At 33.3% G+C, this 14,589-nt stretch carries 17 protein-coding genes; all 17 read right to left on the reverse strand.

Annotation, left to right across the window (positions count from 1 at the left end; genetic code table 11):
• Positions 1 to 136: 136 nt before the first annotated feature.
• The 17 genes from P0M11_RS13165 to P0M11_RS13245 all read right to left on the reverse strand — a co-directional run bounded on the left by P0M11_RS13165 (position 137) and on the right by P0M11_RS13245 (position 14,239).
• Entirely contained in the window at positions 137 to 397 is a 261-nt protein-coding gene (locus P0M11_RS13165) for a TfoX/Sxy family protein (RefSeq protein ID WP_275626075.1), read from the reverse strand.
• Positions 397 to 777, reverse strand: a complete 381-nt coding sequence (locus tag P0M11_RS13170; RefSeq protein WP_275626091.1) for a VOC family protein — start codon at positions 775 to 777, stop codon at positions 397 to 399. Before P0M11_RS13170 ends, P0M11_RS13165 begins: the two co-directional genes overlap by 1 nt.
• 214 nt (positions 778 to 991) lie before the next feature.
• Positions 992 to 1,753, reverse strand: a complete 762-nt coding sequence (locus P0M11_RS13175) for a DUF6597 domain-containing transcriptional factor (protein WP_275626076.1) — start codon at positions 1,751 to 1,753, stop codon at positions 992 to 994.
• A 147-nt stretch (positions 1,754 to 1,900) separates the two neighbouring features.
• Complete coding sequence (locus P0M11_RS13180) at positions 1,901 to 2,500, reverse strand: hypothetical protein (protein WP_275626077.1); 600 nt, start codon at positions 2,498 to 2,500, stop codon at positions 1,901 to 1,903.
• A 158-nt stretch (positions 2,501 to 2,658) separates the two neighbouring features.
• Entirely contained in the window at positions 2,659 to 3,333 is a 675-nt protein-coding gene (locus P0M11_RS13185; RefSeq protein WP_275626078.1) for a hypothetical protein, read from the reverse strand.
• Between the two features lie 153 nt (positions 3,334 to 3,486).
• The gene (locus tag P0M11_RS13190) at positions 3,487 to 4,038 is read right to left on the reverse strand and encodes a hypothetical protein (protein WP_275626079.1); all 552 of its coding nucleotides are present in this window, start codon (positions 4,036 to 4,038) and stop codon (positions 3,487 to 3,489) included.
• 345 nt (positions 4,039 to 4,383) lie between these two features.
• Positions 4,384 to 5,517, reverse strand: coding sequence for a hypothetical protein (locus tag P0M11_RS13195; protein WP_275626080.1), 1,134 nt, complete (start codon positions 5,515 to 5,517; stop codon positions 4,384 to 4,386).
• A gap of 154 nt (positions 5,518 to 5,671) precedes the next feature.
• The gene (locus P0M11_RS13200; RefSeq protein ID WP_275626081.1) at positions 5,672 to 5,833 is read right to left on the reverse strand and encodes a hypothetical protein; all 162 of its coding nucleotides are present in this window, start codon (positions 5,831 to 5,833) and stop codon (positions 5,672 to 5,674) included.
• A 220-nt stretch (positions 5,834 to 6,053) separates the two neighbouring features.
• Complete coding sequence (locus P0M11_RS13205; RefSeq protein ID WP_275626082.1) at positions 6,054 to 7,145, reverse strand: tetratricopeptide repeat protein; 1,092 nt, start codon at positions 7,143 to 7,145, stop codon at positions 6,054 to 6,056.
• A 142-nt stretch (positions 7,146 to 7,287) separates the two neighbouring features.
• Positions 7,288 to 7,893 carry a hypothetical protein gene (locus tag P0M11_RS13210; protein ID WP_275626083.1) on the reverse strand — a complete coding sequence of 202 codons (606 nt, stop codon included), beginning with the start codon at positions 7,891 to 7,893 and terminating at the stop codon, positions 7,288 to 7,290.
• Positions 7,890 to 8,255, reverse strand: coding sequence for a hypothetical protein (locus P0M11_RS13215; protein WP_275626084.1), 366 nt, complete (start codon positions 8,253 to 8,255; stop codon positions 7,890 to 7,892). The genes P0M11_RS13210 and P0M11_RS13215 overlap by 4 nt, the downstream gene beginning before the upstream one ends.
• 16 nt (positions 8,256 to 8,271) lie before the next feature.
• Positions 8,272 to 8,739 carry a hypothetical protein gene (locus P0M11_RS13220; protein WP_275626085.1) on the reverse strand — a complete coding sequence of 156 codons (468 nt, stop codon included), beginning with the start codon at positions 8,737 to 8,739 and terminating at the stop codon, positions 8,272 to 8,274.
• Positions 8,740 to 8,984: 245 nt separating this feature from the next.
• Complete coding sequence (locus P0M11_RS13225; RefSeq protein WP_275626086.1) at positions 8,985 to 9,596, reverse strand: hypothetical protein; 612 nt, start codon at positions 9,594 to 9,596, stop codon at positions 8,985 to 8,987.
• A 265-nt stretch (positions 9,597 to 9,861) separates the two neighbouring features.
• Positions 9,862 to 10,509: a hypothetical protein gene (locus P0M11_RS13230; protein ID WP_275626087.1), complete on the reverse strand. Its 648-nt coding sequence runs from the start codon at positions 10,507 to 10,509 to the stop codon at positions 9,862 to 9,864.
• Positions 10,510 to 10,669: 160 nt separating this feature from the next.
• Positions 10,670 to 11,245: a hypothetical protein gene (locus tag P0M11_RS13235; RefSeq protein ID WP_275626088.1), complete on the reverse strand. Its 576-nt coding sequence runs from the start codon at positions 11,243 to 11,245 to the stop codon at positions 10,670 to 10,672.
• An 845-nt stretch (positions 11,246 to 12,090) separates the two neighbouring features.
• Positions 12,091 to 12,600 (reverse strand): hypothetical protein, encoded by a 510-nt coding sequence (locus P0M11_RS13240; protein WP_275626089.1) that lies wholly within the window; start codon positions 12,598 to 12,600, stop codon positions 12,091 to 12,093.
• A 172-nt stretch (positions 12,601 to 12,772) separates the two neighbouring features.
• Positions 12,773 to 14,239 (reverse strand): two-component regulator propeller domain-containing protein, encoded by a 1,467-nt coding sequence (locus P0M11_RS13245; RefSeq protein WP_275626090.1) that lies wholly within the window; start codon positions 14,237 to 14,239, stop codon positions 12,773 to 12,775.
• Positions 14,240 to 14,589 lie beyond the last annotated feature (350 nt).

Below are 14,589 nucleotides of genomic sequence, written 5' to 3' on the forward strand. Positions count from 1 at the left end.
AAATGTAAATTGGTAAGCAGAATATTTGCGGTTATCAAAAGAGATACGCCTTACGTGAAAACCCACCAATACTACTCCTGAAAAAAATCGAAATTATGTTTGTTTTTTGACATAGAATATGTTGGGCGTTAGTGCTTTATTTCCCAACTTGCTTCAACAATTCTTTTTTCAGTTCTTCGGGAATTTTGTTCCAATGTAGGTCAAGTAACGCACCTTGTAAGGAATATAAATAATAGCAAATAGGAATTGTCTTGTTTGGATTTTCTTTGCAAATATTTTTATACGCTTTTACGGGTGTCATCTCGGCTAAATCAGCAAGCGAGAAAACGCCTATTTCATTTAGACGTTTCTCAATAGTTGCACCAATATTTTTTGCTCCTTTTAGGTTATTCTTCATTAGTTCTGTGGTGCGGAATATTTTACGATGTCAATACCTATTCCGTTTGGGTCTTGGATAGCAAAATGTCGGTCTCCCCAAGGTTCATCACGAATGTCGATTTTTATCTCAACATTTTTCTTTTTCAAATTTTCATAAATACTATCCACATCATCTACTTCAATGGTCAGGTACATTCCTTGTCCTTGAAATGGTTTGTGAAAGAATGGTTGTTGACTTGGGTGGTTTGGAAGTAAAAAACTAATTTCAGCTTCGTGGTTTGGCGTGTGCAACAAGAGATAAAATTCATTTTCAAATGTTACTCCGAAGTTTAGTGTTTTAGTGTAAAACTCTTTAGTTTCGGCTAATTTTTCTGTTAGAATACCTGCGTTTAATTTCATCTTGATTTCTTTTTTAGTTACTGAATTTGTTTGTGAAAACACATTTGCTGTTGAGTAAAATAGGGCAATAATTAAAACTATTTGTTTCATTCTTTTTAGATTTGTTGATGAAGCAAAGTTCATTCAATCCAAACTTCTGAAATAGTAAAAATCGGACAAATTCATCTACCAAAGGCTTTGCTTGGTGTAACTCCATAAAAATTTTTAAACTCTTTTATAAAGTGTGATTGGTCGTAATATCCCATATCAAAGAACAATTTGTTTTGTCGTAAACTTTGGGTTGATGGTTTGGCTTTGAGAATGTTTTGAAAACGAACAACCTTGCTGAATGTTTTGCAGTATCTCCAATGTAAAATTCAAAAAGTCTGCGAAGTTGCCTCGAACTGATACCCGTGTCTAAGTCCGTTTCAACGTCGATTACACCAAAGTTTTTCAAAATAATGTCCATTGCTCCGTATAGTCGGTTGTCGTTGTCAAATGTTGATTGTGATATTAGGTCAATGAAGTGTTTGTCAAACAATAGTTTTATTTCTTCTTGTGACTGGTTTTTATTAAAACTGTTTGAAATAAAGTCAGCTAAATGAGGTACAACCAAATCTAAATGTTCGTAACGGTTACTTAATTCCATTGCGTTTATTCTGAAAAGTTGAGGAAATATTGTTGGTAAAAAACGAACACCAACGTAATTGAAAGTATTGTCAAGAGGAAATTCCGTAAACTTTTTACAAAAACCCATTACATAATTTTCTTGTGGATTATTTAATTCAAAGTAAATGTCAATACAACCATCAGCTACAACGCGATAATTAAATTGTTCGGTAAGTTTTTGATTGGTTTTTAGTTGCCAATAGCAATAGATGAAAGGTTGAAGTGTTATCTTAGGAAGAAATTCCGAATAGGTTACATTGTTCGCTGATTGTCTGACTGTCGGTTGAACAGGTTTGTAAAGTTGTCTTATATCAGCCGCTATTTTCAATGTGTTCGGTTTTAGCATTACGCCCAACGTTTTCGGGCTTTGCGTTCGGGCGGGTTTCAAAGCACAAAGCTTCAATTTATTACTAAAGTTCAATAGTGGCACAAAGTTCCAAGTTTGTACGTCAGCCCGCCTGACGCAAAACCCGTGTTACCAGCCGTTTTTTTTTTCTACGTCATATTTGTATGGGTTTTCTGAGTCCATTTTTCCGTTGTGATAAATTAAAAATTCAGCGTGTCTGTTGTCAAGTTTTACTGTCTCGATTTTTTTAATTTCACGTAAGCAAAGACTACTTTCATAATGAACTTCTTTGTCAAAAAGCCCAAACTTTGTTTGTGTGATATAAATTAGTTCTCCACAAGATAACAGTCCGCCAGTCGTAACAATAATTTTTGTATTGTCGTTGATGTTAAACTCTTTCAGAACTTGTCCGAATACAAGAATGAAAATGCTCACAACTAATAATGGTGTCAGCAAAAAAACTGTCAACATTTTCTTTTTTGTGTTTTTGAATAGTGCGAAGTAAGTAACTGTTAAACCGATAAATGTCAAACCGATTGTCATTAAAGTGTATTCTCCTTTTAGTCTGTAACCGTTAAATTGCAGAATTGTAAATGTTAGGAACAATATTGTCGTAGCAACTAACATTTTAACGATTACTTTCTCTGCTTTTGGGAAATTCGTTTTTGTCAGAAGTGGAATACAATTCAGTCCAATTATAAGTCCTAAGAATATTAATATTGCTGTCATTTGTATGTCGTTCTAAAATGGCTGGTAACGTTTTGGGGCTTTGCGTTAGGGCGGGTTTCGGAGCACAAAGTATCAATTTATTACTAAAGTTTAATAGAAGCATAAAGTTCCAAGTTTGCACTTCAGCCCGCCTGACGCAAAACCCGTGTTACCAGCAGTTATTCTTCCATTTTAACTTCTACTGCTTCGTTACTTTCTATTCCTTTGCTTTTGTCTTTTAATAAAACTAAATCCTTATTTACAAATTTTGTCCAGTCACTAGAATAATATTGTTTTTGTCCAACAAGACTGTCTGGCACAATTTCAAAACTTAAGCTTTTAATTGAATTTCCACCGCCAATTGATGTTCCAAAAAATGTGGAAGGATTAAATCCAACTAAATTTTTATCTAAGTCTTTGCCGTCTATCTGTTTCACAATTGGTTTTGAGTAAGTTTTATTAAAAGTCCACCCGGTCAAATATCCAATTCCATTGCTGTCAATAGTCAAAATATTTTCGTCCGCGTTTGATAGAACTAAATTGATTTCGCCTTTATATCCATTTGGCACTAGGATTGTCAAGGTCGGTGAGTATAATTGATAGTGAAAAACTAAAAAGGAAATTGTTGTCGTAATAGAAAAAATTGTCAGGAAGGAAGTCTGCTTGAAAATCAGTTTTAAAATTCCAGCCAATATTAAGCAACCGATGATAATTCCAACAAGCATCATTCCGCCAAGAAAAAGTCCAGACAGAATTATTCCTCCTGGAACATTTGTCAACTTTATAAGCAAAGTTGTCAAAAGTCCAATGGATAAAATTCCGAATATGATTTTTAGTTTACGGTCTGTCGTCATAATTGCTGGTAACGGTTGGTTATTTCTGTTGGCGGGGATTATGATAACTGGTTTTATAAATATAACAAAATGAACAAATGACGAAAATCTTTATGATGTAAACTTCAACCCCGCTAATAGAAATAGCTTGTTATCTGTCGGGCTTTTTACGCTTTATGATTGAAAAATTTTATTTATTCTAGGCTGTAAAATCCAAATTCCAACTGGGAAAAACCACAATAAGAAAAATTCTCCTGCAAAATCACTAAAAGTTACAGGTTTCTGAACCTCCACGCTTTTAAATTCTTTTGCTATAAAATACATGCAATAAAAGATGCAAAACATTGAAAATAGGTGGATGGGTATAATGAATAGAAAATATATCGGATTAGGGGAGTTATTTCTTGCAACCTCAGAAATCATTGCGATCTGAAATACAGAAAGTAGAAAAATATAAATAATCGGAATTGTTAAATATATTTTAAACTTTTTCAAGTTCATCTTAACAGTGGATGGGAGTTTCTTGTGAAAGTTTGTTCCCATGGCGTAAAACCAACCAAAGAAAAGTCCAAGATAAACTATCATAACGACTGGAAAAATATAAACTAATGTTTTTGGCTCATTTGTGATGGCAACGGAACCAAAGGTAATAATCTGTAGGATAAAGGTAGTGCCGAATAAGAGAGTAAATAATTGCCAATGTTTAAGTTGTAGAAATTTTATCATATAATTCAATTTGAGACGGTATTTTTATAGCCTGACAGATAACGGAGCGCGGATTGGCGAAGTTTCCTCTGAAAGCTTGCTTTCCTGAGGGAATTTTGCTAATCTGTAGATGTGTTGAAGGTTTTTGCGACAGCGAAAACGCTTTGACACAGCTGCGGATGTAATCCGCGCTTCGATGTGCAAAAGTTGGAGCGGAGCGGAAACTTTTGCATATCGGTTTGGCTATGTGCAGTTGGGGATTTTATGCCCTAACTTTTCGGTTTAGCAACGACCTCTGTTTTATGTTTATTGTTTCGTTTTATCACTTTCGCCCCAATTGTTTATAGCCATTGTTGTAATGCGTTTTTATTTATAGTATGCTATTTCTCTTATCCACTTATATAATTCCTTTCCATCCACTTTTTTGACTATTTCATTCCAATTTCCTTTGTCGTCATATTTATAGTTAAATTCAATCTTATAAGTTCTTGATTCTTTGGAAGGCCAATCTTCCTCTGTATATTCTACAAATCTTAATTCATCATCTTTATAATTATATTTTTCAATTCTTCTGGTATTGGATTCTTTTCCGGTAAAGTAGTATTTTTTCGTTATTCGATTTTCTTTATCATACTCGTAATTTGTGTAGTAAGGTGTATCGCTTGAGTAACCTTTTATTTCTTGAATTAAATTATTGTTCTTGTATTTGAAAATAATGTGTTCGGTCAATTTTGTTCCCTTATGGTCTCCATCTGAATTTAATCCGTAGCTTTTTCTCTCAATCAGTTTATTTGATTCGTCATACTTATTTACTAAATCCTTATAAATATTCCCTATTGTATCTTGCACACCCCAAGACCAAGTTCTTGCGCCAACTTTTCTATAGCTATTCGGGTTTTTATAAATTCGGTAAAGTAATTTTCCACTATCATTGTATTTGAAAATATACTCATCTATTGCTCCGTATTCGTCAATGCTTTTTTGTCTAATTAATTTTCCATTTTCGTCATATCTTTTATATCTATAATTATAAAAATCTAAATCCGAATTTTGACTTATGATAGTTTCGTGTCTATCTCCTTCATAATAATGAGTATCAATGTAAACTAAATCGTATAAAGAATCAATTTTTCTAACTAGTCTATTTTTATCATCGTACTTATATCTATAATAGTTTATGAGCGAATCTTTTTTGTCGAACCAAATATCTTCAATCAATAATCCATTTTCATCGAAATGCCTTTCATAATTAATGAAGTAACAAAAGTTAGTTGAGTACCATATGTTCTTAAATCTTGAGATTGTAGATTCAGGCCCCATAAATCCAGAATGTCCATAGTCGCCGTCAATTTCAAATAATTTCGGATTCTCTCTTTCTGTTAGAAATATTACCTTTTCTCTAATAGATTTGACCTTTCCGTAAATTGAATCTTTTTGTTGGCTATAGGAAAATGAAAACCATAGCAATGATAAAGTTAAAATTAGGTTGGTTTTGTTCATTGTTTTTTGGTAAATCTATTCAGTTAGTTGATTTAGGTAAATGCATTACAACGTTCCGGGCATTTCTGTAGCCGGGACTTTTAAGGTAAGTTTTTGTAAATATAACAAAATGAACAGTCGGCGAAAGTCTTCATGAGGTAAACTTCAGCCCCGGTTACAGAAATGCCGTGTTGTAGGTAGCGCCATTTTTCAGGATCTTGAATCCGGCCGCAAAGTGCGCTGGATGCTTATCCAGTTTAAGCTCATGAGTTTGGTCGAGTTCAGGTCGGTTTCGGGAAAAAAGAAGGGTGTTTTCGGGATTTACTATCAGCGGCAAGACTGTCAGTGGCGTTACCTACAACGAGAAAAGTATTTTTGTTGTGCGGGCTTTCTATGACTGAGTTTTCAACGATTTTTCACACCAGCAAAAATGCTTTTTTCTTTTGCTAAAATACAAAACTTAGGAAAAGAAAAAGCATTTTTTGCAGAATTATTTTGAGAAATTTTTCAATGAAAGAGTTCAACCCCGCATAACATAAATACTCTGTTAGCCGTAGTTATAATTTTGGGCATTTTTCATTGTAAAGATTGGTTGCCAAAGTTTGTTCCAAATCTTTAAGCTTTTTTAAATATAAACACATATTTTTTTGATCACTTTTAAGATTATACAATGAAACAATGTTATATAAAGCATCTATTTTACGATTGTCTACTTCATATGATTTCAGAAAATGTTCAATTGCTTTATCATATTTTTCATTTTCAAATAGTGAAATTCCTCTTCTAAAACTTGCTTCGGAATCTCTTAAGTCTTGCATTTTAATTCCATAGTACTTTTCTATATCTTTTGTGTCATTCATAAAGTAAAAAATGGGAGTTCCTTTGTAGGTATATGATTCGTCAATTCCGTAAGAATCACTATTTATAATAAAAGGAATAGAAATTTTTTTGAATTTTTCAAACCCATTAAGGTTCCAATATTTATATGAATTTTGGAAAATAGATTTTATGAAATCAATGTTTTCTTGATTATCAATGACACTTTTATCTTTTTCGTTTAATACTTCAATTGTCAAACTTTCACTTTTCGGAAAAAAAACTATATTTCCAATCAAATTGAATTTTGGATATCGATTCTTTTTTCTAAAATTTTCTGCAATATCTAGGATTAAATTTTTGTTTATAGTGGGAGTGAAGTTCTCGCTTGCAATTATAATAGAGTCATTATCAAATTTTTTGCTATATTCTTTTTTAATAAGTGATGATTTCTTAAACCAGAGTTTTCTTATTTTATCATTTTCATTTACACCATTTATTCTTTCAATAATTATTAATGAATCAGAGGAGAGCTTTACAATTTCATAGCCTGATTCTGGTGAAGTTCTAATAAAATTACTTTCTAAATTATATTTTGAACAAGTTTTTCCATTTGAATTTATAGGCTGATAATCCATGCACATCTCTTTTTCAGAAAAACTTAATCTATAAAATTTTGAACTGGAATATGTCTCTGAAACGTCTTTGCTTCCATCAAGCATTTGAACTTTTACTTTTATCCATTCGTTTGTTAAAAAACTTGGAATTGTTTGAGAAAATAAAAAATTTGACGACAGTGCAAGTAAGATGAAAAGATAATATTTCTTTGACATAGTTTTTTATAATTACGGCTAACGGTTTTCGGCTTGGCGATGTGGCGGATTTTTAGCACTAAAGTTCAATAGAATTACTGCCGTTGAAAATTGCACAAATGTTTCACAGAAGCACTTCAGCCGCCATATTGCCAAACCGATGTTAGCTGATGTTTTTTTCATTTTGTATAAGTTCGTTCAAACTGTTAAATATATATCTATCATTTGTCCCAACACCATATTCACCAAGTTGGAATTTTTTCAAGTTTAAATCATTTTCGACAACCAGCAGTTCGTCAGTAAGTGGTGTGTTTACCTCACCGCCATTCACTTCTATGGCTGAACAAACTAAAATGTTTGTTTGTGTCCTAAATTCAATTTCTTGTGGTACAAAATAGTTTCCCCAAAGCGATTTTGTCCAATATATAACTGTCTTTGTAAGTTGTTGTCCAACAATTTCGGATGGATAAACAATAGGTTGCTTTTGTTCAATATTTTCGAAATCAGTTGTTTTTCCAACTAAAATATTCAATCCGTTATAGTTTTTCCCAAAGAATAGGTTTCCTAAACAATACGTCTGTTCTGAAATTCTAAGTTCAATAGCATTAAAAAGACTTTTTCCGTATTCGTTAGGTTGTTCACTAAAGTCGGAGTCTTCTTGGTCCAAATAAAAAGTAATTTGTTCTATAATTTGTCCAACAAAAGTCTGGCAAGTTTTAAATAACTTGTCATATTCATTTATTTCTTCTGTTGTCCACGGCTCTGTCATAAAATATCAGCTAACGGAGCGCGGATTGGCGAAGTTTCCTCTGAAAGCTTGCTTCTCTGAGGGAATTTCGCTAATCCGTAGATGTGTTGAAGGTTTTTGCGGCAGCGAAAACCTTCAACACAGCTGCGGATGTAATCCGCGCTCCGATGTGCAAAAGTTGTAGCGGAGCGGAAACTTTTGCACATCGGAAAAGGGCTTTGCGAGGTGCGGGCTACTGCAACCGGAAGTGGAGAGGAGGACGAAACGCTAGCAAAAACCATTTCATTTTTTTCAAATTTACAAAAAAAATGAAATGGTTTTTTGCGGGTACTGCTTGCTAATTTTCTAAGATTTCCTTCAATCCCGCATCTTGCAAAACCCATGTTACCTGCAGGTGTTTTAAACGATTTTTAAGAATAAATTGCAGTTAGAATCAGACCAATTTTCACCTTTAAAAATAAATTTTGTCTTTACATTAAAGTTTGCTCCGCTGAAACAAATTCCAAAAATTTGATTTACATCAATTTTTTGTTTTTTTGCTTCTGATATGACATAATCAATGTCGAAATGAATGTTATCTTTTACGCAAGTTAATGCCAGCATTACATTTCCTCTTGGGTCTTCGTCGGGAAAAGCATAATTGATTAATCCTAAAACTTCATATACAGATTTTAGGTCAAAGTCAGAGTCTTTATCATCATAATCAATATCATTAGGCATTTTAGGAAGATTGTATTCATCCGCAATTCTATGAAACGCTTTTTCAGCCTGACTTTCCAAATCTGGTGTTTCAGATTCAATTTCTGTCAAGATTTGAGATAGTTTAGAGTCAGAATTTACCCAAAACTCAACGATATTATCTTCCATATAAATATTTTATTTTAGTAAACGGACTGCATACACTTGCAGGTAACGGAAAAGGGCTTTGCGAGGTGCGGGCTACTGCAACCGAAAGTGGAGAGGAGAACGAAACTCTAGCAAAAACTTTTTCCATTTTTTTAAATTACGAAAAAACTAAAAAATGGAAAAGTTTTTTGCGGGTATTTTATGGAATGTTTCTGAGATTTCCTTCAATCCCGCATCTTGCAAAACCCATGTTATACGATGTTTTTTTATTTTCCATTTAATTTGAAGTAACTTATATTAATATCAAACCATATTTTAAGAAAAGTATCTAAATCAATAGGGCAATTTATATTTGTAACTCTATAAGAGTTGTCATTTCTCTCAAAACTATGTGAATTGTTGGTAGAATCTTCAAAAAAACCATTAGACTTTGAAAATTCAAAATACTCAAATTTGTTAATGTTTGATTCTGATATTTTTGTCATTCTTGATTTTTTGTGCAATTCATTTACATCTAAATATTGATTCATACCTCTGAAAACTAAAACAATATTTTTTGAATAATTGAAAAAAATAAAGTTTTCGACATGGCTTTGTAATTGACCATTACTGTCTAATTCAGACCATTGTAAAGGAATTCTTGTAGAATAACCAAAACCAAAATATTCAATCTTGTGATTGTCGAAACTGATATCATTATCATAAGTGATAAATATAATTTTATCTTTTATGTTCTGTGGAATTTTATCGCTCAAATCAATTAACAAGATACTTTTTCGTATTTGATTTTTTAGCGGTTCATCATTTATAAAACTTAATAAATCTTGTGCTTTCAAATTTTGAATAAAAAAAACTAGAATAAAAAATAGAAATTTCATATGCGTTCATTCTAAAATGTCGTATAACGAAGCGCGGATTGGCGAAGTTTCCTCTGAAAGCTTGCTTTCCTGAGGGAATTTTGCCAATCCGCAGATGTGTTGAAGGTTTTTGCGACAGCGAAAACGCTTTGACACAGCTGCGGATGTAATCCGCGCTTCGATGTGCAAAAGTTGGAGCGGAGCGGAAACTTTTGCACATCGGAGCGCAGCTTGCCGAAGGCGGGGCTTTCGAAGCACGAACCTGTCAAGCTACCACTAATGTTTATTAATTGCCGAAAAGTTTCTGTAACCACGTCCGCCCCGCTTTTGGCAAGGTGCTGTTACCTGCTGTTTTTTCTGTCCGCTCGTATGTGTCCCAAAGTAATTTTCCGTCAAAGTCTATTTTGTATTTTGTTTTTGCAAAGTCCGTTAATAAAATTCCGTCACTTTCAATCTTAAATTCCTCTTCATTGTCTATGGACACAAAAATGTCTGCGCCACCAAATTCCCATTTTTTATTTCCGTCTTTGTCAAGTTTTGTTAATTGAAGCTCTCCGTGTATAATGTAGTCGTCTATATGTTTGAAAATTTGAAAGCAAGTCGCCTGGTCAGCTTGTGTTTTCCACTTTAATTCAAGGTCAGGGATTGTCACGCTAAATACAGTGTCGCAACAACAAAGCAATAATTGGTCGCTGTCTAAAAGTGATGAATTTTGATGAATACCTGTCGCACCGCCTGAGCCGATAATTATACAACTATCAATAATTTTGTCGTCACTATAAATTTTAATGCCGTGCTTTGAAGTCGGGTATTGCTCTGCGTTGTCACCGAAGTAAGCCTTTGAATAAACGAAATTGTTGTCAGCAGAGCCAAATTTGTAAGTCTGCTCGTCAAGAACTTCAATTATCAAGTCTTTATAATGATGTTTATTCATTTCTGTTGTCGTCCTAAAATTGCAGGTAACGTTTGGGTATTTCTGTTGGCGGGGATTATTATAACTGTTTTTTGTAAATATAACAAAATGAACAACTAGCGAAAATCTTCATGATGGAAACTTCAACCCCGCTAATAGAAATACACTGTTAGCAGAAGTGTTATCTTTTTTCCAGTTTTTGAATAAATTGTCTATTTATTCGAGTTTTGCTCTTCTGTTTGAATAAGCTGTATAATTTCGAAGTTAGTTCTATTTCTTTGTTGGAATTCGTTCCTTCAGAACCGCCAATCGAATAGATTCGATTATCTTTTAATACAATTACCGTATTAGTTCTCGCGCCATCAATTACAGGATATTTTTTTTCATCCTCTTTAAAGTCATTCTTCGTGAAAGATGTAATGATTTTTTGAATGGCTTTTATCTCATCTTCATTTAGTTCTAAATATTCAGGTTCCAATTTTGGATTATCGGCTATGAATTGTTGATGTTCAATTCTCCGATTTTCTAATTCCTTATCACTTGCATGTTTTGGTGGTGGTGGAGGCGGTGGAATCAAATATTGAGAGGGATTATAAAATATGAGAGATTTGTCACTCAGATTAGCAATGATTTCAAAATGCTGAATAAAGGGTGGATAATATCCAAATTTTACAAACTTGGCCTCGTTAGAATTAATTTTCTTTTCACAACCTACGGTTGTGAAAATCAGAAGAATTATTGTGAAAAAATATTTCATGCGGAACTGGTTTCTTACATTTCTGCTAACGTTTTCGGGCTTTGCGTTCGGGCGGGTTTCGGAGCACAAAACTGTCAACAAGCACTAAACTTGAATAGAAGCACAAAGTTCCAAGTTTGCACGTCAGCCCGCCTGATGCAAAACCCGTGTGCCTGTTGCACAACGTCAATCAAATATACTTAAAAAGGTTGGACTGCAGTTTGAACCGCATTTGTATTGTTGTAAAAAGCTGAATAACAGTTGTGTATAAAGAATATTTTTCCTATTTTTAGTCATGCAGGGAAAGAAAAAATTCACACCGAAGATCTTCTATCAGCTCAGTCTGGACGCCTTGGTGCCGGAAGATAATTTCTACAGGAAAGTACAGACTTAGGCAAATGACAAAGTTCGCGAGTAGAACCGGTTCTGGGAACCCTCATCAACCATCACAACATGAAATGCGAAGCATTCACGAACCAATAAAGAAATAAAAACTAGTGAGTAAAATAATCAACTCGCGGGGTATGGCTCAGGCCAACAAACACAGCCTGTCCCGTTCCGGACGGGATTTTGATGGCCGCGCTCACTTACAATCTGAAAAAATACCTGAAGTTCATTACCCGAAAAGCGTATCGAAATGCTCAAATCATGAACCTTCCAAAAGGAAAGTTTTGGTTTTGGCGAAACCGCTCGCTCACGGCTTCCATACCTTCAGTATAAGCCAACATAAATTTCAAAGAATCAGTCTTGAGAAAAAGTAAAACCTCTTTTAAATTGCTTTAAAAGAGGCTGTTTTTTATTGAATTTTCAGACCTTGCCGCTGAAATCTGAGGTTGCGCAACAGTTACCAATGTTATACGACGTTGCTATTTTATTCTCCAATTACTCAAAACTAAAGTTATTATTACATCATTCCACATTTCAAAATTCATTAGTTTTGGCTTGATAGGAATAATGCTTGTTTTTATCCAATCTTTATGTCCAACAATATACATCATTGCGTCATAATTCAGTTCTTTGTCAAAAGGATTTTTAACTTCTAACATCATTTGTTCGTGCTTTCTTCCGTCTGTTGTTTGGTAGAATTTTATCGCAATAGTTTTTTCAGGATTTAGATTTTCTTTTACAATCTTCATTGCCGTAATTTTATTTCCATCAGTTTCCGTTTCGATAAATAAATTTTCTCCTGGAAAAATTTGTAAAACACCTTCTTTTACAAAATATTTTGATTTTTGAACCTCTTGCTGATAGAATTGAACCGAATCAACAGGAATTTTTAGCGTAAATTCTTCTCGATATTCTTTTTCATTTTGTGCAAAAGAGAAAGTTGAAAAAAGACTGATTATGAATAAAAATAATATTTTAGATCTTGTCATTTTTGTTTTATGTATAATGTTGGTTTGCAATGTCGTATAACGGGCCGCGTATTGGCGATGGGCGGGATTTTAGCACTGAACTTTAATCGAAGAACGAAAGTTGAATTTTGCACTTCCGTTGATACAAAGCCGTTCAGCCCGCCTATTGCCAATACGATGTTACCAGCAGTATTTATTGTTTTCTTTCAATTTTTACTAATCCTTGTCGTGTCGCTAAATATAAATTCCCATTGTCGTCAAAAGTCATTGTAGAAATGTAAGAAGTTGGAATATCAGAATTTTCATTGTGATAATTCTCCCAACCATTCTTTAAGTCGTATCTTACTAAGCCTGCTCTGTCAGTAGAAATCCAAAGGACTTTTTCATTTTTGTCATACAGAACACAATTGGTATGGTTAAATGGCATTCCTGAGTTTTCGGTCGTAAACTGTTTGAAAGTTCCATCTGTATAGCGAATTGCAATGCCTTCGTCATTGTTTACTTTTCCTTTTTCCTTTCTCTCAAACTCGAAAAGTGTGAAATAAAGATTTCCATTTTCGTCTTCATCCATTGATGTTATACACTTTCCCTTCAAAACTGTGGTTGAATTTTCGAAGTTTGTAACATTGCCGTTTTCATCAATCATTGCTGTGCCATCAAATGTTCCAATCCATATTCGGTTATGCGAGTCTTTTTTTGCGTAATAAACTCTATTCGATGGTAAATCTTTGTATTTGCTTTTATCTATCGTTATCCATTTTCCGTCTTTGTAAATGGTTAAACCTTTGTTGGAACAGAAATATAATTCATTTGTTTTAGGATTGTTGATGATATCAAATGCTTTGTTAATACCAATTTCCGTTGAATCATATTTTACCCATTTTGTATTGTCGAAACTGTATATATTGTTTTTACCATAAGTCCATTTAACATTATTGTTGTCAGTTGCTAAAGCATAATACCCAAAAAACTTACCTTTTTCAGTAATATTCTGTTCTGCATTTTTAAATTCTTTCCCATCAAAAGTTACCAAACCTTCATCAACAGTCAACCAAACAAGTCCGTTTTTATCAATTGTGATATTGTCGTTCATATTGTTTGGAAGATTTGAATTACTCGAGTTCCAAATAGTTATTTTGTAATTCTTTAGATTGTCGTTTTTGTATTCGTAAGTTTTATTGTAAATCTCAGGACTGTTAGGTTTATCAAAAGATTTTTTGAAAGCATTCATATCAACCCGTTCAATCTGTCCCGAAATTTTATTGTCACTTATTGCAAAAATTAAATTTATTGAGGATTTTTCTTCATTCTTTCCACTTGTTATTGCTGGTGTCCATTTCTTGAACTTGTTAAGTTCTTCAATAATTTTCAATGAAATAGGATTGTTTGATTGGTCAGTATGACTTAATACACAAGCACGACCTTTTGAGTCAACAAGAACTTGAAATTTTACCGCACCTTTTATTCCTTGTAAGTTTAATTCCTTATTTAGTTTGTCTTGTAATTTTGCAAACTCTTTTTGATCATAACCTGCTTTTGTGTCTCCACAGTCAAGGCAAAACTTCTCCGTCTTACAATTTTCTAGTTTTACTGGGAAAATGTTTTGCGCATATGCTTGAAATGTCAAACCTGCAAAAAGGATAATAAGCGTTTTTCTCATTTATTTTGTTTATTTATTGTAAGGTGTCGTTTTAATATTGCTGGTAACGGAAAAAGTATTGGCGAAGTGCGGGCTAAATGGAACGAAAAAATTCAATATAGACCAAACGTAGCCGATGCTTTTTTCGGATTGTTAGATTACAAAAATTATCAATACGAAAAAGCAGCGGCGGATAAATATTACAAAAAGTTCAATTAAACCTTAAACCCCGCATTTTGCCAATACTATGTGCCTGTTGCACAACTTCAATCAAATATACTTAAAAAGGGTGGACTGCAGCTTAAACCGCATTTATATTGTTGTAAATAGTTGAAAAACAGTTGTATATGCAGAATATTTTTTCTAATTTT

Origin of the sequence: Kaistella sp. PBT33-4 (assembly GCF_029194425.1) — a bacterium.
GTDB lineage: Bacteria > Bacteroidota > Bacteroidia > Flavobacteriales > Weeksellaceae > Marnyiella.

Excerpts from the sequence above, each read along its gene's own strand:
- P0M11_RS13165 (WP_275626075.1), bottom strand. The coding sequence starts at position 397 with ATGAAGAATAACCTAAAAGGAGCAAAAAATATTGGTGCAACTATTGAG.
- P0M11_RS13170 (WP_275626091.1), bottom strand. The coding sequence starts at position 777 with ATGAAATTAAACGCAGGTATTCTAACAGAAAAATTAGCCGAAACTAAA.
- P0M11_RS13180 (WP_275626077.1), bottom strand. The coding sequence starts at position 2,500 with ATGACAGCAATATTAATATTCTTAGGACTTATAATTGGACTGAATTGT.
- P0M11_RS13185 (WP_275626078.1), bottom strand. The coding sequence starts at position 3,333 with ATGACGACAGACCGTAAACTAAAAATCATATTCGGAATTTTATCCATT.
- P0M11_RS13190 (WP_275626079.1), bottom strand. The coding sequence starts at position 4,038 with ATGATAAAATTTCTACAACTTAAACATTGGCAATTATTTACTCTCTTA.
- P0M11_RS13195 (WP_275626080.1), bottom strand. The coding sequence starts at position 5,517 with ATGAACAAAACCAACCTAATTTTAACTTTATCATTGCTATGGTTTTCA.
- P0M11_RS13205 (WP_275626082.1), bottom strand. The coding sequence starts at position 7,145 with ATGTCAAAGAAATATTATCTTTTCATCTTACTTGCACTGTCGTCAAAT.
- P0M11_RS13210 (WP_275626083.1), bottom strand. The coding sequence starts at position 7,893 with ATGACAGAGCCGTGGACAACAGAAGAAATAAATGAATATGACAAGTTA.
- P0M11_RS13215 (WP_275626084.1), bottom strand. The coding sequence starts at position 8,255 with ATGGGTTTTGCAAGATGCGGGATTGAAGGAAATCTTAGAAAATTAGCA.
- P0M11_RS13220 (WP_275626085.1), bottom strand. The coding sequence starts at position 8,739 with ATGGAAGATAATATCGTTGAGTTTTGGGTAAATTCTGACTCTAAACTA.
- P0M11_RS13225 (WP_275626086.1), bottom strand. The coding sequence starts at position 9,596 with ATGAAATTTCTATTTTTTATTCTAGTTTTTTTTATTCAAAATTTGAAA.
- P0M11_RS13230 (WP_275626087.1), bottom strand. The coding sequence starts at position 10,509 with ATGAATAAACATCATTATAAAGACTTGATAATTGAAGTTCTTGACGAG.
- P0M11_RS13235 (WP_275626088.1), bottom strand. The coding sequence starts at position 11,245 with ATGAAATATTTTTTCACAATAATTCTTCTGATTTTCACAACCGTAGGT.
- P0M11_RS13240 (WP_275626089.1), bottom strand. The coding sequence starts at position 12,600 with ATGACAAGATCTAAAATATTATTTTTATTCATAATCAGTCTTTTTTCA.
- P0M11_RS13245 (WP_275626090.1), bottom strand. The coding sequence starts at position 14,239 with ATGAGAAAAACGCTTATTATCCTTTTTGCAGGTTTGACATTTCAAGCA.